At 62.1% G+C, this 19515-nt stretch carries 18 protein-coding genes; 10 read left to right on the forward strand and 8 right to left on the reverse strand.

The annotated features are described in order from the left end of the window. Nucleotides 1–4: 4 nt before the first annotated feature. From yedF to CSE6_RS12320, 3 genes are all read right to left on the reverse strand, one after another. Nucleotides 5–244 (reverse strand): sulfurtransferase-like selenium metabolism protein YedF, encoded by a 240-nt coding sequence (gene yedF, locus CSE6_RS12310; RefSeq protein ID WP_034358126.1) that lies wholly within the window; start codon nucleotides 242–244, stop codon nucleotides 5–7. Nucleotides 245–261: 17 nt separating this feature from the next. Next, nucleotides 262–1518, reverse strand: a complete 1257-nt coding sequence (gene yedE, locus CSE6_RS12315; RefSeq protein ID WP_072248277.1) for a selenium metabolism membrane protein YedE/FdhT — start codon at nucleotides 1516–1518, stop codon at nucleotides 262–264. 189 nt (nucleotides 1519–1707) lie between these two features. Next, the gene (locus CSE6_RS12320; protein WP_059440684.1) at nucleotides 1708–3918 is read right to left on the reverse strand and encodes a hypothetical protein; all 2211 of its coding nucleotides are present in this window, start codon (nucleotides 3916–3918) and stop codon (nucleotides 1708–1710) included. Nucleotides 3919–4185: 267 nt separating this feature from the next. Here CSE6_RS12320 and CSE6_RS12325 point away from each other — a divergent pair, with 267 nt between their 5' ends. The 5 genes from CSE6_RS12325 (at nucleotide 4186) to CSE6_RS12345 (ending at nucleotide 9038) form a co-directional block, all read left to right on the forward strand. Continuing rightward, a complete protein-coding gene (locus CSE6_RS12325; protein ID WP_059440685.1) occupies nucleotides 4186–4920 on the forward strand; it encodes a GntR family transcriptional regulator in 735 nt (244 codons plus the stop codon). Further along, nucleotides 4917–5738 (forward strand): 3-hydroxybutyrate dehydrogenase, encoded by an 822-nt coding sequence (locus CSE6_RS12330; protein WP_059440686.1) that lies wholly within the window; start codon nucleotides 4917–4919, stop codon nucleotides 5736–5738. Before CSE6_RS12325 ends, CSE6_RS12330 begins: the two co-directional genes overlap by 4 nt. 118 nt (nucleotides 5739–5856) lie before the next feature. Continuing rightward, nucleotides 5857–7170, forward strand: coding sequence for a fumarylacetoacetase (gene fahA, locus CSE6_RS12335; protein ID WP_059440687.1), 1314 nt, complete (start codon nucleotides 5857–5859; stop codon nucleotides 7168–7170). A gap of 98 nt (nucleotides 7171–7268) precedes the next feature. Further along, entirely contained in the window at nucleotides 7269–8534 is a 1266-nt protein-coding gene (locus tag CSE6_RS12340; RefSeq protein ID WP_059440688.1) for an SPOR domain-containing protein, read from the forward strand. A 156-nt stretch (nucleotides 8535–8690) separates the two neighbouring features. Further along, nucleotides 8691–9038, forward strand: coding sequence for an I78 family peptidase inhibitor (locus tag CSE6_RS12345; RefSeq protein ID WP_237734871.1), 348 nt, complete (start codon nucleotides 8691–8693; stop codon nucleotides 9036–9038). Between the two features lie 14 nt (nucleotides 9039–9052). On the opposite strand, the gene hemW is transcribed toward CSE6_RS12345, so the two are convergent. From hemW to CSE6_RS12365, 4 genes are all read right to left on the reverse strand, one after another. Then, nucleotides 9053–10282, reverse strand: a complete 1230-nt coding sequence (gene hemW / locus CSE6_RS12350; RefSeq protein WP_012839580.1) for a radical SAM family heme chaperone HemW — start codon at nucleotides 10280–10282, stop codon at nucleotides 9053–9055. Nucleotides 10283–10474: 192 nt separating this feature from the next. Beyond that, nucleotides 10475–11074 carry a non-canonical purine NTP pyrophosphatase gene (locus tag CSE6_RS12355; RefSeq protein WP_034392161.1) on the reverse strand — a complete coding sequence of 200 codons (600 nt, stop codon included), beginning with the start codon at nucleotides 11072–11074 and terminating at the stop codon, nucleotides 10475–10477. A gap of 93 nt (nucleotides 11075–11167) precedes the next feature. Then, on the reverse strand, nucleotides 11168–12073 hold the full coding sequence (locus CSE6_RS12360; RefSeq protein ID WP_012839581.1) for a PP2C family serine/threonine-protein phosphatase: 906 nt from the start codon (nucleotides 12071–12073) through the stop codon (nucleotides 11168–11170). Then, complete coding sequence (locus tag CSE6_RS12365) at nucleotides 12070–13101, reverse strand: serine/threonine-protein kinase (protein WP_059440689.1); 1032 nt, start codon at nucleotides 13099–13101, stop codon at nucleotides 12070–12072. Before CSE6_RS12365 ends, CSE6_RS12360 begins: the two co-directional genes overlap by 4 nt. A gap of 89 nt (nucleotides 13102–13190) precedes the next feature. Here CSE6_RS12365 and CSE6_RS12370 point away from each other — a divergent pair, with 89 nt between their 5' ends. The 5 genes from CSE6_RS12370 to CSE6_RS12390 all read left to right on the forward strand — a co-directional run bounded on the left by CSE6_RS12370 (nucleotide 13191) and on the right by CSE6_RS12390 (nucleotide 18812). Next, entirely contained in the window at nucleotides 13191–14084 is an 894-nt protein-coding gene (locus tag CSE6_RS12370) for a YicC/YloC family endoribonuclease (RefSeq protein WP_034358141.1), read from the forward strand. 61 nt (nucleotides 14085–14145) lie between these two features. After that, entirely contained in the window at nucleotides 14146–14775 is a 630-nt protein-coding gene (gmk, locus tag CSE6_RS12375; protein WP_003062692.1) for a guanylate kinase, read from the forward strand. Between the two features lie 18 nt (nucleotides 14776–14793). Continuing rightward, entirely contained in the window at nucleotides 14794–14997 is a 204-nt protein-coding gene (rpoZ, locus tag CSE6_RS12380; protein ID WP_003052081.1) for a DNA-directed RNA polymerase subunit omega, read from the forward strand. A gap of 104 nt (nucleotides 14998–15101) precedes the next feature. Further along, complete coding sequence (locus CSE6_RS12385; protein WP_034358144.1) at nucleotides 15102–17357, forward strand: bifunctional (p)ppGpp synthetase/guanosine-3',5'-bis(diphosphate) 3'-pyrophosphohydrolase; 2256 nt, start codon at nucleotides 15102–15104, stop codon at nucleotides 17355–17357. Between the two features lie 120 nt (nucleotides 17358–17477). Next, a complete protein-coding gene (locus CSE6_RS12390) occupies nucleotides 17478–18812 on the forward strand; it encodes a lytic murein transglycosylase (RefSeq protein ID WP_059440690.1) in 1335 nt (444 codons plus the stop codon). A gap of 131 nt (nucleotides 18813–18943) precedes the next feature. Here CSE6_RS12390 and greB read toward each other — a convergent pair whose 3' ends face one another. Beyond that, nucleotides 18944–19510 carry a transcription elongation factor GreB gene (gene greB, locus CSE6_RS12395; protein ID WP_046461717.1) on the reverse strand — a complete coding sequence of 189 codons (567 nt, stop codon included), beginning with the start codon at nucleotides 19508–19510 and terminating at the stop codon, nucleotides 18944–18946. Nucleotides 19511–19515 lie beyond the last annotated feature (5 nt).

Genomic DNA, 19515 nt, shown 5'->3' on the forward strand with positions numbered 1-19515 from the left:
GGAGTTACTTCCTGATCAGGTATCGAATCGTCGGCCCGTCCTGCTGAATCTCCAGCACCTCATAGCCGTGATTCCTGGCATCCAGCGGAATATTGTTGATGGACTGCGGGCAGTCCGAGACCACTTCCAGAATCTGGCCCGGCTGCAGGCTGGGCATGGCTTCCAGCGTGGCAACGGCGGGGTATGGGCAAGGCTCGCCCAGCATGTCGAGGCGGAAATCGGGAACGTATTTGGAGTCACTCATGATGGATTCCTTGAGATTCAGGCAATGCGCGAGGCAGCGGCGGCTGTTGTGGCAGCGGCCAGACGGGATTTTTTGGCAAAGAAATGCTTTTCCCACCACAGCACCAGAGCCAGCGAGATACCCAGCATCACATAGGTCAGCAACAGGCCGCCCTGCGGGCCCAGCGCCTTGAGCAGATTGACCTTGTCGTAACTGGTTGCCAGCACGGGCGAGATGTCGTCCCAGACCAGCGCCAGCAAGGTCGAGCCAATCACATTGCCCAGACCCACCCACCAGTAATGCACCTGGCCTTCTACGGCGCGGTACATCCAGCCTGTTTCACAACCGCCCGCCAGCACAATGCCGAAGCCGAACAGCAGGCCTCCGATGACGGCATTGGGGCCGGCCCAGAAGATCTTGGGGTCCATGCCCAGTTGCACATAGCTGTAGATGCCGATGGTGCCCACGGCCATGCCCGCGATGATGGCCTTGGCCATCTGCGTGCGGCCCGTGATCCACAGATCGCGAAAGGCCGAGGTGAAGCAGACCTGGGCGCGCTCGATGATCAGGCCGAAGGCCAGACCGAACAGAATCGCCATGCCCAGCCTGGGCGCTTCGGCAGCCTTGCAGATGCCCCAGACCACACAGGCCAGGAACAGCGCCACGCCGATGCGAAAGCGCCGCCTGGCCTGGGCCTCGCTTTGCTCCAGGGGCTTGGGTGCCGTCACTTTCTGCAGTTTGACGGGAATCCGGAACATTGGCAGCAGGCTGACCTTGGCACCGGCCAGCGAGCCGATGGCCGTGGCAATGGCGAAGAACCAGGCATGCAGCGAAAACTGCGGAATGCCGGTAAAGAACGCCGCCAGATTGCAGCCCATGGCCAGACGCGCGCCAAAGCCCGCGATGATTCCGCCCACAATGGCCTGAAACACGCGAATGCGGTGATTGGGCAGGCGCAGCTTGATGTTGTTGGCCCAGAGCGCAGCCGAGAAGCAGCCGACAAACATGCCGATGATCATCAGCCCGTCCACGCGTGTGAGCGGCGTGCCTTGCAGCCCGATGACCTTGAAATAGCCCCAATTGGAGAGATCGACACCGAGGAACTGCAGGATATGCCCGCCCCAGCGGGTGAATTCACCGGTCACGGCCCAGAAGGTGCCGGTAATGCCGAAGTAATATGCAGAAAGGACGCCGGCCGCAATCACTGCGGGCACGGGCGACCAGAAACGCACCAGATATTGGTGCTTGAAATCTTGCCAGCTCATTGCCTTGCTTTCTGCCACGCGAAACCGCATGGACGTTTTTCCAGTCGCACCAGCAAAAAAGACGCAAAAACCCTTGGCTTTTGCGTCTTCAACAAGCTGATGGATGGCTACAAAAGTGGCCCGCTCAGGGGCTGAAAATCAGGGTTAACCCTGATTTCAAACATGGCTGGCGATTATCCATCTGCACTCTTGCACATGCACAAGGCAGCTGTACTTACCTTACCTTGCTGCTGCGCCACCTGCAGGTGCAGCTGGCTCCATGGCCGTGGCTGCGCTAGCGACTGCAGAGCCGTGCTGCCAGCTGACAGGCAGCACGGCGTCCAGCCAGTGCATGCGCCAGGCCAGCAGCGCAGCGGCTGCCATCAGTGCCAGCACACACAGGCTGTTGCGCAGGCCGTGACTGTCCGCGTAAGGGTCGGCAATGTTGCGTTTGGCGTTGACCGGTACCTTGGCCGTCTGCGACAGGCTGCGGCCCAGGCCCAGATTGATGTTCATGCGGCCATTGATGGCCCAGCCGCTGGCATCCAGAATCGGTCCCAGGCTGCGCTGACGCAGCTTGAGCCAGGCAATCAGCATGCTGGGACCGGAAATGGCCAGGATAAGGCCCAGTATGGCCACCGGAATCCACGGCCCCAGTTCGATGAACTTGCCGAAGATGCCAACGATCACGGCGCTCAGCGAGCCCAGCGCCACGCCGATGGCGGCCACCGTCCCCACATCGGTCTTGCGCGCTGGAGCAGGTGCCTGGGCCAGGTCCTTGGGCGCCGTCACCAGCTTGGTCGCGTTGTCGCTGAGGCTGGTATTGACCACATCGTTCTTGGCTGCGGCATGCTTGGCGACCTGCTCCTCGATCATGCGCAGGAACTTCTTGTAGGGTGAAAAAAAGGCCTGACCTATGCTGGTCGGGTTGTCGATGAGCTTGACGATGGTGGCATCCCAGTCATTGCCCGCACGGTCGTAGAACACGCCGTTGCGTCCCACGAACAGAAAGTCCACATCGCCTGCCGTGAAGGCCGCGACGATCGTCTTTTTCTGCCCCTCGCGCTTGCATTCGCAGTAGGCCAGATAGGTTTTGGCCATGGCGGCCAACGTGGAGTGGGCCGCAGCATCGGCGACCTCCACGGTCAGATCGCAGCTGCGTCCGTCCAGGAACAAAGTACCGGCCTGGAAGGCCGCGCCTTCGCGGCGATAGAAGCGGGAGAAGGAGACAAAGTTGTTGAGCAGCTCCAGCAGATCGCGTTGCAGACGGATCAGCTTTTCCAGAGCCATGGCCTGGACGGCATGCTCTTTTTCGGCATCGTCATGGTCCAGCAACTGCATCACTGCGTCTTTCAACCCGCTGGACAGCAGTTGCTGAACTTCGGCCTCGCTCACTGCGCCCAGCGGCGTGGCCGGGCACTCCGACAACCATTGCTGGCAATGGGCCAGCATGGTCTTGAGCTGATCCCACTGCACCTCGGTCAGCGCCGTCAACGCTTCGCCGAACACGGGTTGCACGGCCTGCTCGCGCAAGGTCTGCAAGGCAGCAGCCCAGGCGGGATTGACGCCATTCACCAGCGGCAGGCTGCGCTCGCCGGTCACTGCGGCCAGCGGCAGTGCTGCCAGAGACTCCGATGCATTGCTGAGCACCTGCGCGCCCAAAGCGGCATAGCCTTCTTCCGTTGGGTTGAGCGGCGCACGTGCATTGGCATCGAACTCCACCAGGCGCGTGCGGGCAAAAAAGTCATCGACTTTGGCCTGCACTGCGTTCACGGCCTCCGCAGCCGCCAGCGCGAGTGCGCGCGGCTGCAGATTGCAACCCAGCTCTGCCGCCTGGGCAAACCAGGTCTGCAGGGCTTGCACGTCTTCCCAGAAGGCCTCGGCCTTGCTGCGATCGATGCCTGGAACGCCATCGCTGCCGTCCACCGCGCCGTAAAGTTCCTGAATGCGGGCAATCAGACCAGCCAGGGCCTCATCGCCTTCGGCCGTGGCTGCACTGACGACGCCGTCGCCATTGAAACGCAGGGCCTGCAGCGAAGCCATGCGCTCCTGCACCTGGGCCAGCGTGATGGACTGGGCATCGGGCAGGCCCGCGAGCTCCAGCACGCGTCTGGCCTCTGCCAGCAACAGAGCGCCTTCCTCCGTCGCATCGTTGATGCTGTTCAGTTGCAGCACATCACCGCCATCGGCCAGAACCTGCGGATCACGCACTCTTGCCACAGCCCATTCACAGGCGGCCACCAGCTCCGGGGGGCGAATACGGCCGTCCTTGCTTTCGTCAATCAAATCCAGTGTTGCGCTGTCGAACTCGATACCTCGCGTGGGACAGGCCAGAGCCACCCACAGCTTCTGATCCAGCTCACCAATATGGGCAATGTCCTGGCCCGTGCGAATCACCACCTGATCCACCTCGCCGGCGCGGAAAAACTGCCACTCGTACTGCTTCTGCATGAAACTACCAACTCCCAGGCAAGGGCTGCCCTTGTCAAAGCACATTGCAACCAAAGGCTGCCTGCACTATCTGCTATCAAAAGCGAGGAGTTTAAAAGTCATTTGCACTGTCTGAATGGTGACATTTGTGAACTCTTGCGCTTCTTTGGGCTGGTTTGCACTCCCGCCCGCTGCCTTATTGCGCCATCTTGAGTGTCTGCGGGTCTTTTTCAATAAAGTACTTTTTTAGATACTTTATTTGCTACACTGCCCCGCAAAACCGTGCTTATGACTGCTGCGTCCACCGCCCCCCAATCCCGCGACAAGCTGCACCTGCAGCTGGCCCGACTGTTTCGCAACAAGATAGCGACGGGCGAGTGGACGGTCGGACAAAGCATCCCCACCGTCGAGGAGCTCGAGGCCCTGCACGGCGTCTCGCGCACCACGGTGCGCATGGCCGTACATGCGCTGGTCGATGAAGGCCTGCTGCAGACCCGCAAGCGCGGCGGCACCAAGGTCGTTGGCCAGCCCTACAAGCCCCCATCCTTTTTGCTGCCAACGACCTGGCAGGAGCTGGTGGCCTTTGGCGAGCAGATTCAGCAGACCACGCTGCAGCAAGCGAATGACTGCGTGCCGCCCATTCCGGCCGGCTTCCCTTCCCCTGGCGAACTGGCCACTGCCTATACCTATTTTTTGCGCGTACACAAGCACGGCGATGCACGCTTTTGCCTGTCCGAGCTGTACCTGGAACAAAACCTCTACCCCAGGCTGCAGGAACAGCTGGAGCGCACCACGCTGGCTCAGGCGCTGGGAAATGATCCAGCGCAGATCGCCACGGCCCGCCAGTACCTGAGCGTAGCCCCGGCCGACGAGCTGATTGCCGAGCATCTGGGCGTGCCGCTGGGCACGCCGTTGATGCAGGCGCTGCGCTGGGCCTGCAATCCACAGGGCTTGATCGTCTACTGGGCCAAGGTACGCTTCATCAGCGAATACGTGCATATCGAAATGGACCTGCTCAAATGACCATCGTCCTGCCCCAAGTCCGGCAGCTCTCCAGGCCTCATAGCGGCCGTGTGGCCTGGATCACCGGCTCCACCAGCGGCATCGGCTGGGCCATTGCCAGGCAACTGGCTGGCGAAGGCGCCGCCATTGCCCTGCATGGCAGCGCCCAGGCGTCTGCCAGCACCGATGAACAGCTGGCCGAGCTGCACGCACTGGGTGTCGCCGCCCGCTATTACTCACTGGATCTGAGCGACGGCCTGGCCATTGCCCCGCTGGCCCGGCGCATCGCCGCCGAGCTGGGCGCTGTGGACATTCTGGTCAACAACGCGGGCATGCAGCATGTGGAATCCGTGCTCAGCTTTCCGCCAGACCGATGGAACACCATGCTGGCCGTCAACCTGAGCGCACCGTTTCACACCATACAGGCCTGCACGCCGGCCATGCTGGAGCGCGGCTGGGGGCGCATCATCAATATGGCATCCGTCAGCGGCCTGGTCGGCGTGGCCCACAAGCCCGCCTATGTGGCCAGCAAGCACGGCCTGCTGGGCCTGACCAAATCCGTGGCGCTGGAGCTGGCCACCACGCCCGTGACCTGCAACGCCATCTGCCCCGGCTGGGTTCTCACGCCACTGGTGCAGGCCCAGATCGATGCCCTGGCGCAGCGCGAGCAGCTGGACGAGGCGACAGCCCGCGCCAGGCTGCTGGGCGCCAAGCAGCCCTCGCAGGCTTTTGTGACGGTGGAACAGGTCGCGGCACTGGTCGGCTTTCTGGCCAGCGACAACGCCGCCCAGGTGCGTGGCGCACAGTGGAACATGGATGGGGGCTTTACCGCTGCATGAAGGATCCACAAGCCAGCACAAGCCAGATCCCATAGATCAGTCATAGATCGATGGCTGACAGCGCACAGCAGATCAGCGCTGCAGCCTGTTTTTATTCAAATCGTTTAAGGAGACGAACATGGCATTGAACGAAACCCACGACGCCGGCCTGCAAAGCTGGGTCACCAGCGCCAACACAGGCAGCAGCGACTTCCCCATCCAGAACTTGCCGTTTGCAGTCTTTCGCCGCAAGAACAGCAGCGAGGCTTTTCGCGGCGGCGTGGCGATTGGCGACCAGGTGCTGGACATGGCGGCTGTTCGCGATGCCAAGGCACTGGGCGGCGATGTGCAGGCCCAGGTCGACGCAGCGGCGCAAGCTCAGCTCAACAGCTTGATGGCCATGGGCCCGGCGTCTTGGTCGGCCCTGCGTCTGGCCCTGTCGCGCGCCCTGCGTGCCGGCGCTGCCCAGGAAGCCGCCCTCAAGGCCTGCCTCGTGCCCCAGGCCGATGTGGAATACGGCGTACCCGCACAGGTGGGCGACTACACGGACTTCTACACCTCCGTGCATCACGCCACCAACGTGGGCAAGCTGTTCCGCCCCACCAACCCGCTGATGGAAAACTACAAGTGGGTGCCCATCGGCTACCACGGTCGTGCCTCCAGCATCCGCATCTCTGGCGTGGACTTCAAGCGCCCCAACGGCCAGCTCAAGGCTCCCGATGCCGACCCCGTGCTCAAGCCCTGCAACCGCCTCGACTATGAGCTGGAGATGGGCATCTATGCCGGCTCGGCCAATGCCTGGGGCGAGGCCATCGGCATCGAGGACGCCGAAAACCATATCTTCGGCCTGTGCCTGCTCAACGACTGGTCGGCACGCGACGTTCAGGCCTGGGAATACCAGCCACTGGGCCCTTTCCTGTCCAAGAACTTCGCCACCAGCATCTCGCCCTGGATTGTGACGCTGGAAGCACTGGAGCCCTATCGCACAGCCTTTGTCCGCCCGTCCGAGGACCCACAGCCCCTGCCCTACCTCAGCTCCGAAGCCAACTCGCAGCGCGGTGCGGTCGACGTTCAGCTCACGGTTGCCATCCAGACCGAGAAGATGCGCGCCGAAGGCAAGGCCGCCGAGCAGATCACCCGGACCAGCTACCGCCACGCCTACTGGACCATGGCCCAGCTGATTGCCCACCACACCGTCAACGGCTGCGATCTGCAACCCGGCGACCTGCTGGGCACAGGCACGCTGTCCGGCCCCACCATGGCCGAAGCCGGCGCCCTGCTGGAAATCACCGAAGGCGGCAAAAAGCCCCTGAGCCTGAGCAACGGCGAAACCCGCACCTTCCTGCTCGACGGAGACGCCGTGGTCTTTGCCGGCTGGTGCGAAAAGCCCGGTGCCGCGCGCATTGGCTTTGGCGAATGCCGTGCCACCGTTCTGCCCGCGCACCAGGCCTGAGTCTGCCTCGGCCATCCCGTAAAGAACCGGCCTGGCGCCGGTTTTTTGTTGGGAATCTGCCTTCGGCCTGCTCGTAACGCCATGACACAATTGCAGCCATGCCTTCCGCTTCGGACACCCCCACCCCTGCGCTCGCCCCTGCTGGCCGAAACCAGCGCCAGGAGCCCGTGCTGAACCAACCTGCGCGCTCGGATGCCAGCCCCTTGCCTGCCTCCATTGCAGGAGCCTTTGCAGCCGCGGCCTATTCCATGCAGCACAGTCTGCAACACGAGGCCGAGCAGAGCACTGCACCCGAAGAGGAGGACAGCGGCCTGCTGCCCCAGCTCTATGCCAGCCGCCTGAGCCCACGTTCACGCGACTTTTACCTGGCCCAGTTCAAGCGCTTCGATGCTCTGGACCGCAGCCTGCCCAGCTGGAATATGGCGGCAGCCTTCCTGACCCTGGCCTGGTGCAGCCTGCACGGTCTATGGCGCGAGGCGGGCAAATACCTCGCCGCCGTCACGGCAACCGCGCTGATCTGGTGGTTTGGCCTGCGCCCGGCTCTGCCCGAGGCCATGGCTCTGGGCCTGGGCATTGCACTTTGGCTGGTGGCTGTGGCCGTGCCCGGCCTGCTGGGCAATGGCTGGTACTGGCGCAAGATCAGGGCCCAGACGCTACAGGCGATCACTGACGCGCCCAATATGGCCGTCGCCCATGCCGCCTTGCAGGCGCAGGTCGGCTCTCCCCGCAACAAAACCGCAGCCATGCTGGTGCTGGCCCTGCCTGTGGCAGCGGCCGCAGGCGCGGGCCTGGCCTTGCTGCCCGCCGATGGCCCGGCACCGACCAAGAGCGCAGCGCCTGCAGCCACCGCCGTGGCCAATCGTCCAGCTGCCAGCCCGGACCTGGCAAAGCCCGCCCCCGAGGAGCCAGACAACCGCCCGGCAGAGCCAGCGCCTACGACCGCCACCGAGACAGACACACTCGCAGAGCAAGCTGCGCCTGACGCAGCTGCCTCAGTGCCAAGCAAAGCGGCGGTCAAGGCCGAGCTGAGCGAAAAGCCGACAGCCAGGCCGGCGACAGATACAAAGGAACAAGCTGCCCCCTCGACACCCCATGCCGGCTCGGACCTGGTTCCTGGCAAGTTCTATCTGAATCTGGGCGTCTATTCCGAGGCCGGCAATGCCGACAAGGTGCTGGCGCAGTTGCAAAAGTCCAGACTGCCCGCGCTGACGCAGAAGATGGCCAGCAACAAGGGGGAAGTCACCCGAGTACGCAGCGGCCCCTTCGAGAGCCGAAAGCGCGCTGAAAAGGCTGCACGCAAGCTGCAGGCCGCGAATATCGATGCCGGCATCTTTCAAAGTGCAGAAGGAGCCCACAAGCCATAGACTCCGGCGCTGAAGATTCACAGTCAAAATGCCACCATTCCCTTGATGGAATTGCGCATGAAGCTATCAAATTTTCGCATTGCTTTGTTGCACCCGCTTGCACATCAAGGCTTGGTCTGGCATGCGCGAGCACCTGGGGGCGCTATGGTGTGGGGCATGAAGCATCGAACACCCACTCTGCATATTTCCACCCGCCCTTTGCTCGGCATGGCTGCTGCCAGCATGGCTTTGCTGATGGCAGGCTGCGCCAGCAACGGCATGGTCGCAGGCGGCAAGACCGCCCCGCCTGCGCGTCAGCTGCAGGTATGCCACGCGGAGCCGGTACAGATCTACATCGGCCACAACACCGTGGCATCGACGCTGGAAACCATCCGCCAGAAATCCGGCTCGTACCTGCTGCGCGTGCTGCGCGAGGGACAGCCCGCGACCATGGACTACAACCAGGAGCGCCTGAACGTCATCACCAATGACGCAGGCAAGATCACGGCGCTGCGCTGCGGCTGAGCACCCGCCAGGACTTACAGGAACATTTCCTGCAGGTCGCTCAGAAAGTCAAAGCCGCGTTCGGTGGGCACCACGCGGCCCAGATCGCGGCTGATCAGGCCCTTGGCCTGTGCCTGATCGAGCCCCTTGGCAATGGCCGACATGGGCAGGCCCGTGCGCTCCATGAACTCCTGCAAGGCAAAGCCGCCGCGCAAGCGCAGCGCGTTGAGCATGTATTCGAACGGCAGATCGGCACGCTTGACCTCGTTGTCCTGTGCCAGCGGCGTGCCGGCCAGTGCCATGTCCATATAGCGGGCCGGATCGCGAAAACGCACCTGACGCACGATGCGGTGGGCAAAACTCAGCTTGCTGTGCGCACCTGCGCCAATGCCCAGATAGTCGCCAAACTGCCAGTAGTTGCTGTTGTGAAAGCACTGATGGCCATCCTTGGCATAGGCCGAGACCTCATAGCGCTGCATGCCCGCGGCCCTGGTGCTGGCCGTGATCAGGTCCAGCATCTCATAGGCCGTATCGTCCTCCGGCACCACGGGCGGATATTTGGCGAAATAAGTGTTGGGCTCGATGGTCAGGTGATAAATCGACAGATGCGGCGGTGCAAACGACAGTGCCGTGTCCACATCGCGCTGCAGATCGACCATGCTCTGGCCGGGCAGCGCATACATCAGGTCGATATTGAAGGTCTCGAAATTGTCAGCCGCCTCGCGCACCGCAGCCTGGGCCTGCGCCGCATCATGCACACGGCCCACAGCCTGCAGATAGCGGTCGTCAAAGCTCTGCACCCCGATTGACAGGCGGTTCACGCCGGCCGCCCGGAAGGCCTTGAAACGGTCCTTCTCGAAGGTGCCGGGGTTGGCTTCCATGGTGATTTCGCAATCGGGCTCCATGCGCAGACGCGCGCGCAGACCGGCAATCAGCTTGTCCATGGATTCGGGAGAAAACAGGCTGGGCGTTCCGCCGCCCATGAAGACGCTGTGCACCGTGCGCCCCCAGATCAGCGGCAGCGCAGACTCCAGATCAGCCATCAAAGCATCGATGTAGCGATCCTCGGGCAGCGCATCTCCCTTGGCCCAGGCATGGGAGTTGAAGTCGCAATACGGGCATTTCTTGAGACACCAGGGCAGGTGCACATACAGAGACAGCGGCGGCAGGCTGCCCAGCTGCAGCGTACCGGGCCGCATGTAATGCTGAATATCGCGCTGCACCGCCGCTTCGGCGGTCTCTGTTTGATGCTGAATGGGAATCATGGGAAATATGCTTTTCTAGCGCAAACAAAACCGACGCCGCTAAAACTAGCACACCCCAACCATGGGACAGCAAGCAAGGGCCCAGGCGGCCCCGCCGCCCCGCAGCAAGGCCGTCGTCCCCCTTCCATAGCGCGCAGAGAAAGGGGGAAGGCGCGGGGCCGCCTAGGCAAAGCGCCTCAGGGGAACCGCTGGTTATAACCAGCGCTCTTTCACCATCTCGATCATGGTGCGCGAAGAACGACCGCGATGGCTGTGCGCATGCTTGAGCTCGGGCTCCATCTCGGCAAAGGTCAGGCCCAGCTCGGGAATAAGCAGTACCGGGTCAAAGCCGAAGCCATTGCTGCCACGACGCTCGGTCGTGAGCAGAGCCTGCACGCGTCCTACGGCAATCAGCGGCTCGGGGTCCTTGGGCGAGCGCACGCCCACCAGGGTGCTGACCATGGCGGCACGGCGGTTGGTCACACCCTGCATCTGCTCGAGCAGCGCACGCACATTGTTGTCGTCGCTTTTCTCGTAGCCGAACTGGGTGCAATAGTAGGCCGTGTCCACACCGGGCAGACCGCCAAAATGATCCACACACATGCCAGCATCATCGGCAATGGCGGGCAAGCCGGTCTTCTCGGCCGCAAAGCGCGCCTTGGACAGCGCATTCTCTACAAAGGTGCCATAGGGCTCGGGAGCTTCTCCCTCGAACAGCTCGCCCTGACGAATCAGCTCCACGCCCAGCGGGGCAAACATGGCTTGCAACTCGGCGAGCTTTCCGCGGTTGTTGGATGCCAGCACAATTTTCATAATAAAAATCCATGGAAGCGCTTATGGCGCTTACGCAATCAGCTATTGATTCAGTAGTTTCAAGCCAGCGCCTATTGCAGCGTGCAACCGTGTTCAGGTCTTGGCTTTCTGGCGCTGTGCCGAACGGCGTATGGCCTCGTTGATTTCGGCAATCGATCGCTCGATGGCCTCGTCGTCGAGCTCATCCTCGCAGTCTTCGATCGGCCCCACCTGTATCGTGGACTCGAAGCCCTGATCCTCGATCTCCTGCGTGGAGATGGAAGACGGCTCGAAATTATTCGGTGTTTCCCATACCAGTGCCAGCACGGTGACATTGTCACTGCCGTCCCCGGCTCGCTTGAGCGCCGTATCGACCAGCATGGGCACAAAGTGGGCCACGGCCTTGCCGTTCATGATCTGGAGAATTTCCGGCGTCGGCACCGCCCCCCAGAGGCCATCGGAGCACAGCATCAGCTGATCGCCCTCCTCAAGCCGCCTTGTCTCGCTCACATCGAAGATGGGCTTGGAAGGCGAGCCCAGGCAGGTGAACAGCACATTGCGGTTGGCAGGCGCCAACGCACCGGAGACCTTGCGCATCTCGCTGTACGAATGATCACGTGTTCGCTCCACGAGCTGCCCGTCGCGCACCCAGTACAGACGCGAGTCGCCGCAGTGTATCCAGGTCACCTTGCCGTCCTGCAGCACGGCCGCCACCAGCGTGGTGCGCGGCGTGTCCATCATGCCCTTGGTGCTGGCATAACGCAGTATCTGGCGATGGGCCTGCAGCAGCGCCTCTTCCAGAAACAGGGCAGGCTCTTCCAGCATGGGCTTGGCCTTTTGCTGAAAAAGCGTGGAAACCACCTGCAATGCTATCTGTGCGGCCACTTCGCCGTCCGGATGCCCGCCCATGCCGTCCGCCAGCACGAACAACGCCGCCTCTCGCGTGTAGCAGTAGCCCATGCGGTCTTCGTTGAGGGCACGGCCTCCGCGGCGGCTGAGCTGGAAGACGGAAAATTTCATGGTTTGCGATTGCTGTCGGTCACCGCTCCACGTTCGGAGCCGCCGAGTTTCTGAAGATTCTTCCTGGCGTCATGCACCATGTTTTCAAACTGCATGCGCATGCGTTCCTGCATGCTGAGCTTGGTATAGCGACGCTCGCCTTCGCGGCTCAGCTCCTTTTGCAGGGCAAACACCGACTGCGGGCGCGAGAGCGGATCCATGGCCATGCACCACTCCACCACCTCGATCAGATTGTCCGAATACACGCCGCGCAACTTGTTCAAGGCAAGGGCCAGCCGGTCCTTGTCCTGACGCTGCGGAGCTTCATTGGGCGGTATGCCCTGCATGCAGGCATAGATGCAGGCGCCAATGGCGTAAATATCGGTCCAGGGACCCAGCTGGGAATCGCGCCGGTACATCTCAGGGGCAGCAAAGCCCGGCGTGTACATGGGACGAATGAAGTTGCCCTCCTTAGACAGCACTTCACGCGCCGCGCCGAAATCGATCAGCACGGCCTTGTCGTCATTGGTGATGAAGATATTGGCGGGCTTGATGTCCAGATGCAGCATCTTGTGCTGATGCACGATGCGCAGGCCGCGCAGCACCTCGTCAAACAGAGAGCGGATGGTCGACTCCCTGAACACCTTGTCGGCCTTGAGCTCGCGCGCCGTGACGATGAACTCCTGCAGGGTCGCCCCTTCCAGGTAGTTCATCACCATGTAGACGGTTTCGTTTTCGCGAAAGAAATTCAGCACGCTCACCACGGAGGCGTGGGAAATCTGCGCCAGCGAGCGCCCTTCCTCGAAAAAGCTCTTGAGCCCGAGGCGATAGAGGGACAACTTTTCTGGCGCCACCATCGGCTGAAGTTCGGCAGGCGCCCGAGTGGCAAGCGAAGCCGGCAGGTACTCCTTGATCGCGACCTGCTGGCCATCGGCGTCCAGAGCCAGGTAGACAATCCCGAACCCCCCCGAGGAAATCCTGCGCACCACCCGGTATCCGCCTATTGTGCTGCCCGACGGTAGGGGCGCTGGCTTGGTTTTTGTAGACATTTTTTACCGGTAAACCTCAAGGATGATACGAAACCCGGATAATCGGGAAATTGCAAGCATCCATCAAAAGTCCAATGCCAGTTTACAGCATGACCGGATACGCCAGTGCCCAGCACAGCGCATCCGTTGAGGGTGGTCAAGAGTCCCAGTCCAACAGCCGTCTGGGCCTTGAGATCCGCGCGGTCAATAGCCGCTTTCTGGATTTGTCCTTCCGCCTTCCCGACGAACTGCGCGCCCTTGAACCGGCCCTGCGCACCTTGCTCACCGCGCGCCTCAAGCGCGGCAAGGTGGAAGTACGAGCCGCCATCGACGTCTCCAGCAACCAATCCCTGCCCATTCCCTCAGCCACCCAGCTGCAACGCCTGGTGACCCTGCAGGACTCGGTTCAGGCCTGGCTGCCCAAGGCACGCGACCTTTCCGTGGCCGATGTGCTGCGCCTGTGCAGCGGCACCGCCACCGCCACCACGGACTGGAGCGAGATCGCTCCGGCCCTGGCCGAACAGGCCATCACCGAGCTGCTCGCGGCTCGCGCCCGCGAGGGCGAGCGCCTGGCCGACATGCTGCTCGACCGCATCAAGCAACTGCGCGAACTGGCCAAGACCGCCGCGCCGCTGGTGCCGCAGTTGGTGGAGCAGCAGCGCCAGAAATTCCTGGAGCGCTGGAAGGAGGCCATGGCCCTGGGCGAAGGCTCGGTTGCCCCCGAGGCCGCCCAGGACCGCGCCCTGGCCGAAGCCACGGCCTTTGCCATCCGCATCGACGTGGCCGAGGAAGTCACGCGCCTGGGCTCTCACCTCGACGAAATCGAGCGCCTGCTCAAAAAGGGGGGCGACATCGGCAAGCGTCTGGACTTCCTGATCCAGGAATTGCACCGTGAAGCCAACACCCTCGGCTCCAAATCAGCCACGCTGGAGCTGACCCGCATCAGCGTCGACATGAAGGTGCTGATCGAGCAAATGCGCGAACAAGTGCAGAACATCGAGTAAGCAAGCCCTGGGCGTACCTACCCCGTACGCTCGATTCATGCCCAAAGTCATGCCCAAAGTCATGGACCATCCCGGAAATCTATTTGTCGTGTCGGCACCCAGCGGTGCCGGCAAATCCTCTCTGGTACGCGCCCTGCGTGAATTCGACGCACGCGTCTACCCCTCCGTCTCTCACACCACGCGCGCGCCGCGCGGCCAGGAAAAGCATGGCCGTGAGTATTACTTCGTCTCGGACGCCGAATTCGACGCAATGGTCGCCAACAACGGCTTTGTGGAATGGGCCAATGTGCACAGCCGCCGCTACGGCACGGCCAAGAGGTCTCTGGAAGAGCGCATCCAGAGCGGCACCGATGTGCTCCTCGAAATCGACTACCAGGGCGCATTGCAGGTCAAACGGGCATTTCCCAATGCCGTGCTGATCTTCATCCTGCCGCCCAGCTGGGACGAGTTGCGGGCCCGCCTGGAAAACCGTGGCGAGGACGCTCCCGAAGTCATCGAGCTGCGCCTGAAGAACGCCGAAGAGGAAATGGCGCAGGTCGCAAAATTCGACTTCGTTATAATCAACGAACTGTTTGAGAGTGCGCTCTTTGATCTCAAGGCGATCATTCACGCGCAACGCCTCAAATATGCGGCCCAGCGGCGCCTTCGCGCCGACACCTTCGAGTCGCTCAATATCCCTGAATCCAACTGACCGTTCCCGGAGTTCCTGATGGCACGCATTACTGTTGAAGATAGCCTGGAGCAGATCCCCAACCGCTTCCAGCTCGTTTTGGCCGCGACTTATCGCGCCCGCATGCTCAATCAAGGCCATACCCCCAAGATTGAAACCAAGAACAAGGCCAGCGTCACTGCCCTGCGTGAGATCGCAGACGGCAAGGTAGGCCTGGAAATGCTGAAGAAGGTGCCGGGTTGAGCTGTTGCATCGCAGCACCAAAATAGACAATTAAGCACCGCTCGTCGGTGCTTTTTTGTGCCTATCAGCTTGCACTCCATACTTGCAGGCTACATTTAAGGAATATGACAGCGGCCCAGAACTCGACGATTGCTCCTTCCTCTACGGCACCGGCCAAGCCTCAGCGCATGCCCGCTGAACAGGCTGCACGTGTGTCGGCTGCTGCTTTTGAGGGCTTGATGGAGCATCTGGGCTATCTGGATGCCGACAGCGCCGAGCGCGTGCGCCAGGCGTATATCTACGCAGATCAAGCACATACCGATCAGTGGCGCAGCAGTGGAGACCCCTATATCACCCACCCCATCGCGGTCACGGGAATCTGCGCCAACTGGAAGCTCGATGCCCCTGCCCTGATGGCGGCCCTGCTGCATGACTCCATGGAGGATTGCGGCATCACCAAGCTGGACCTGAAGGAACGCTTTGGCGAGGATGTGGCCGAACTGGTGGACGGGCTGACCAAACTGGACAAGCTGCAGTTCAACACTCGCGAGGAAAACCAGGCCGAGTCCTTTCGCAAGATGCTGCTGGCCATGGCGCGCGATGTGCGCGTCATCCTGATCAAGCTGGCCGACCGCACCCACAATATGCGCACCATGAGCGACATGCCGCGCAGCAAGTGGGGCCGTATCTCGTCCGAAACGCTGGAGATCTACGCACCCATCGCTCACCGCCTGGGTCTGAACCAGACCTATCGCGAGCTGCAGGACCTGTCGTTCAAGCATCTGCACCCCTGGCGCTATGCCACACTGGAAAAAGCCATCGGTCGCTCGCGTACACGCCGCCGTGATCTGGTCCATCGTGTGCAGGATGAAGTCAGCACCGCTTTTGCCACGCACAGCCTGTCGGTACGCCTGCTGGGCCGCGAGAGCACGCTGTATTCGCTGTACCAGCGCATGCAGAAGAACCAGCTGAGCTTTGCCAAGGTCACCGACATCTACGGCTTTCGCATCATCGTCCCCAAGACGCTGGACTGCTACACCGCCCTGGGCGTGCTGCACCAGAAGTACAAGCCCATGCCGGGCCGCTTCAAGGACTACATCGCGATTGCCAAGAGCAATGGCTACCAGTCGCTGCACACCACGCTGGTCGGCCCCTCCAGCGTCAGCATCGAATTCCAGATTCGAACGGAAGAGATGAACATCGTGGCCGAAGCCGGCGTCGCGGCCCACTGGCTGTACAAGGCGCAGCAAGGTCATGACTCCGAGCATCTGTCCACCCAGTGGCTGCAGTCCCTGCTCGACATCCAGAACGAGACCCGCGACGCGGCGGAGTTCTGGGATCACGTCAAGGTCGATCTCTTCCCCGATGCCGTGTACGTGTTCACGCCCAAGAGCGAGATCATGGCCATGCCGCGCGGTGCCACGGTGGTGGACTTTGCCTACGCCATCCACAGCAAGATCGGGCATCGCACCACGGCAGCCAAGATCAATGACGAGGAAGTGCCGCTGCGCACCGAACTCAAGAGCGGCGATGTGGTGCAGATCATCACCTCCGAAACCTCCACGCCCAACCCGGCCTGGCTGAGTTTTGTGAAAACCGGACGCGCACGCTCCAAGATCCGCTCCTACCTCAAGAATGCGGCCCAGACCGAAGCAGGTCAGCTCGGAGAAACGCTGCTGGCCCAGGCTCTGCGTGCCGAAGGCATTGACAGCGTACCGTCTCAGGACGATGCCAACAAGAACGTCTGGGACGAGATTTTGCGCATCACGGGCAACCGCACGCCCGCAGACCTCATGGTCGATATCGGCATGGGCCGCCGCATTGCCTCGCTGGTGGCGGCGCGCATGACCGCCTTCATGACCAAGCAGGGGGTGCGCCCGGATGCCCTGCTCATCACGCAGGAGCGCTTCAATACGCACAACCGCCCCTTCCAGGGTGCGGTCACGCTCAACGGCGACGAGAGCAGTTCGGTCTATTACTCGCACTGCTGCCGCCCCGTGCCTGGCGACCCGATTCTGGGCTACCTGGGCGGTCAGGGCCTGGTCGTGCACCACGCCCATTGCAACAATGCCATCAAGCTGCGCGAAAAGGATGCCGACCGTTTCATCACCGTGGACTGGTCCGACGACATCACGCGCCTGTTCGAGGCGGGAATCGTGGTTACGGTGCAAAACAACAAGGGCGTGCTGGCCCGTGTGGCGGCAGAGCTATCGAACGCCGAAGCCGATATCGTGCGCGTCGAGATGACCGACGAAGCCGCGATCGGCACCACGGATCTGCGCTTCGTCATCTCCGTGCAGAACAGCGTGCAGCTGGAGAATGCGCTGCGCAATCTGCGCCGCCTGCACTCGGTCATTCGCGCCAGCCGCGTCATGGCCTGACCTCTTCCTTCCTGCACAAGGCCGCCTCGGGCGGCCTTTTTCATGGGCGAAAGATTTTGTTGCATTCTGCGGGCGCTATCCCGCCATGCAACAGCCCCCAGGCCACGGCAGCAAGCGACAATGGCATTCATGCTCCAAACCGCACCTTCGCTTCTGAATGTCCGTCAGCCGTTGCTGATCACCGCCATCGCAGCAGCCCTGCTCGCAGGCTGCGCCACCCGGTCCGAGCCTCCTGCAGCGGCGGTGTCCGAACCGGCACAGCCTGCCAAAACAGAGCAAGGCACTGACGAAGCAGCGATGGAAAGTCCCATACAGGCCAGCAACTTCGCACACTGGAAGCAGGAATTCGCCCCACGCGCACGCGCGGCAGGCATTTCGGAGCGCACACTGCGCAGCGCATTGGCCGGTGCCAGACTCCAGCCCAGCATCGTCAGGCTCGACCGCTCCCAGCCCGAGTTCACGCGCACACCCTGGCAATACCTGGATAGCGCGGTCTCCGCACAACGCATCAGGACCGGCAAGCTCAAGATGCAGGAACACGGCGCCAGCCTGCAGGCGGCCAGCCAGCGCTATGGCGTGCCGGCGCCGGTGATTGCCGCCATCTGGGGCATGGAAAGCAATTACGGCAGCAACTTCGGCAGCTTCTCGGCCGTGGATGCGCTGACCACTCTCGCCTTCGACGGCCGCCGTGCCGAATGGGCGCAGAAGGAGCTCATTGCCGCGCTGCGCATCATCGACAACGGCGACATCGACGCCGCCCATATGATCAGCTCGTGGGCCGGCGCCATGGGCAACACCCAGTTTCTGCCCTCGGTCTTCCTGCAATATGCAGTCGATGCCGATGGAGACGGCCGTCGCGACATCTGGGGCTCCATGACCGATGTGGCCGCCTCCACGGCCAACTATCTTGCAAGCTCTGGCTGGACCTCCGGCGAGCCCTGGGGCGTTGAAGTGCGCCTGCCAGCCAATTTCGATTACGCGCGCACCGAGCTTTCCACGCGCCAGAACAGCAATGCCTGGGCTGCAGAAGGCGTGCAAAGCATGAACGCTCAGGCCTTGCCTGCGATAGCCGGAGCCAGCATCATTGCACCGGCCGGTGCCCGTGGTCCGGCCTTCATGGTGGGCAGCAACTTCCGCGCCATCCTGCGCTACAACAACTCCACCAACTATGCACTGGCCGTGAGCCTGCTCGCATCGCAGCTGGCAGGCAATGGCGGTGTCAGCGCCGAATGGCCGCGCGATCTCAGCGCACTCACGCGTGAGCAGACACGGGCGCTGCAGACCGCACTCAGCCAGCGCGGCTTTGCCACCGGAGCGGCCGACGGCGTGATGGGTCCGGCCACCCGGGCCGGGCTGCGCCAATACCAGCAAAGCGAGGGCCTGGTGGCAGACGGCTACCCCACGCTGGAGCTGCTGCAACGCCTGCAGGCTGGCAACCCATCTCAAAAACAATAGCTTTTAGCGCTTGATGATCAACGAATTCAATACAAAAACTATCTGAAATCATTGAATATCAAGCGAGTGAAGCTCACAAAATAAAAGCGCAGCTTCCACACGGAAGCCGCGCTTTTTTGTTGCCCCTGAAATCAGGATCGAGTTGTGGGCTGAGGATAGCTGACGTCCAGAATCTCCAGCATGCGCACACCGGCCGGCGTGGGCAAGGCCACCTCGTCACCCACGCGCGCCTTGAGCAGCGCACGCGAAACCGGGGCAATCCAGCTGACCTGGTTCTGCGCGCTGTCCGCCTCGTCAATGCCCATGATGGTAATGGTGCGCTCCACGCCCTCGTCATCGACATAGCTGACCGTGGCGCCAAAGAAGACCTGGTCGCTGCCCGCATGCACGGCAGGGTCGACCACCTCGGCAATCTCCAGTCTCTTGGTGAGAAATCGGATGCGGCGGTCGATCTCGCGCAGACGCTTTTTGCCGTAGAGATAGTCGCCATTCTCCGAGCGGTCGCCGTTGCTGGCTGCCCAGTGCACGATCTCCACGATCTTGGGGCGCTCGTTGTCGATCAGATCCAGCAGCTCGTCCTTGATGCGCTGGTAGCCCTGGGGCGTGATGTAGTTCTTGCCGCCGGCGGGCAATGGCGGCAGAGCGCCGACGTCATCATCGTCGTCGCCGTCCGATTCTTTGGTGAAAGCCTTGCTCATGAGGC

It is taken from the genome of Comamonas sp. E6 (genome assembly GCF_001010305.1).
In the GTDB taxonomy this organism is placed as follows: Bacteria; Pseudomonadota; Gammaproteobacteria; order Burkholderiales; family Burkholderiaceae_C; genus Comamonas; species Comamonas thiooxydans.

Coding starts and splice junctions, on each gene's coding strand:
- rpoZ (WP_003052081.1), top strand. CDS start 14,794: ATGGCACGCATTACTGTTGAAGATAGCCTGGAGCAGATCCCCAACCGC.
- gmk (WP_003062692.1), top strand. CDS start 14,146: ATGGACCATCCCGGAAATCTATTTGTCGTGTCGGCACCCAGCGGTGCC.
- greB (WP_046461717.1), bottom strand. CDS start 19,510: ATGAGCAAGGCTTTCACCAAAGAATCGGACGGCGACGACGATGATGAC.
- yedF (WP_034358126.1), bottom strand. CDS start 244: ATGAGTGACTCCAAATACGTTCCCGATTTCCGCCTCGACATGCTGGGC.
- CSE6_RS12370 (WP_034358141.1), top strand. CDS start 13,191: ATGACCGGATACGCCAGTGCCCAGCACAGCGCATCCGTTGAGGGTGGT.
- CSE6_RS12365 (WP_059440689.1), bottom strand. CDS start 13,101: ATGTCTACAAAAACCAAGCCAGCGCCCCTACCGTCGGGCAGCACAATA.
- yedE (WP_072248277.1), bottom strand. CDS start 1,518: ATGCGGTTTCGCGTGGCAGAAAGCAAGGCAATGAGCTGGCAAGATTTC.
- fahA (WP_059440687.1), top strand. CDS start 5,857: ATGGCATTGAACGAAACCCACGACGCCGGCCTGCAAAGCTGGGTCACC.
- CSE6_RS12390 (WP_059440690.1), top strand. CDS start 17,478: ATGGCATTCATGCTCCAAACCGCACCTTCGCTTCTGAATGTCCGTCAG.
- CSE6_RS12330 (WP_059440686.1), top strand. CDS start 4,917: ATGACCATCGTCCTGCCCCAAGTCCGGCAGCTCTCCAGGCCTCATAGC.
- CSE6_RS12355 (WP_034392161.1), bottom strand. CDS start 11,074: ATGAAAATTGTGCTGGCATCCAACAACCGCGGAAAGCTCGCCGAGTTG.
- CSE6_RS12360 (WP_012839581.1), bottom strand. CDS start 12,073: ATGAAATTTTCCGTCTTCCAGCTCAGCCGCCGCGGAGGCCGTGCCCTC.
- CSE6_RS12385 (WP_034358144.1), top strand. CDS start 15,102: ATGACAGCGGCCCAGAACTCGACGATTGCTCCTTCCTCTACGGCACCG.
- CSE6_RS12325 (WP_059440685.1), top strand. CDS start 4,186: ATGACTGCTGCGTCCACCGCCCCCCAATCCCGCGACAAGCTGCACCTG.
- CSE6_RS12345 (WP_237734871.1), top strand. CDS start 8,691: ATGAAGCATCGAACACCCACTCTGCATATTTCCACCCGCCCTTTGCTC.
- CSE6_RS12340 (WP_059440688.1), top strand. CDS start 7,269: ATGCCTTCCGCTTCGGACACCCCCACCCCTGCGCTCGCCCCTGCTGGC.
- hemW (WP_012839580.1), bottom strand. CDS start 10,282: ATGATTCCCATTCAGCATCAAACAGAGACCGCCGAAGCGGCGGTGCAG.
- CSE6_RS12320 (WP_059440684.1), bottom strand. CDS start 3,918: ATGCAGAAGCAGTACGAGTGGCAGTTTTTCCGCGCCGGCGAGGTGGAT.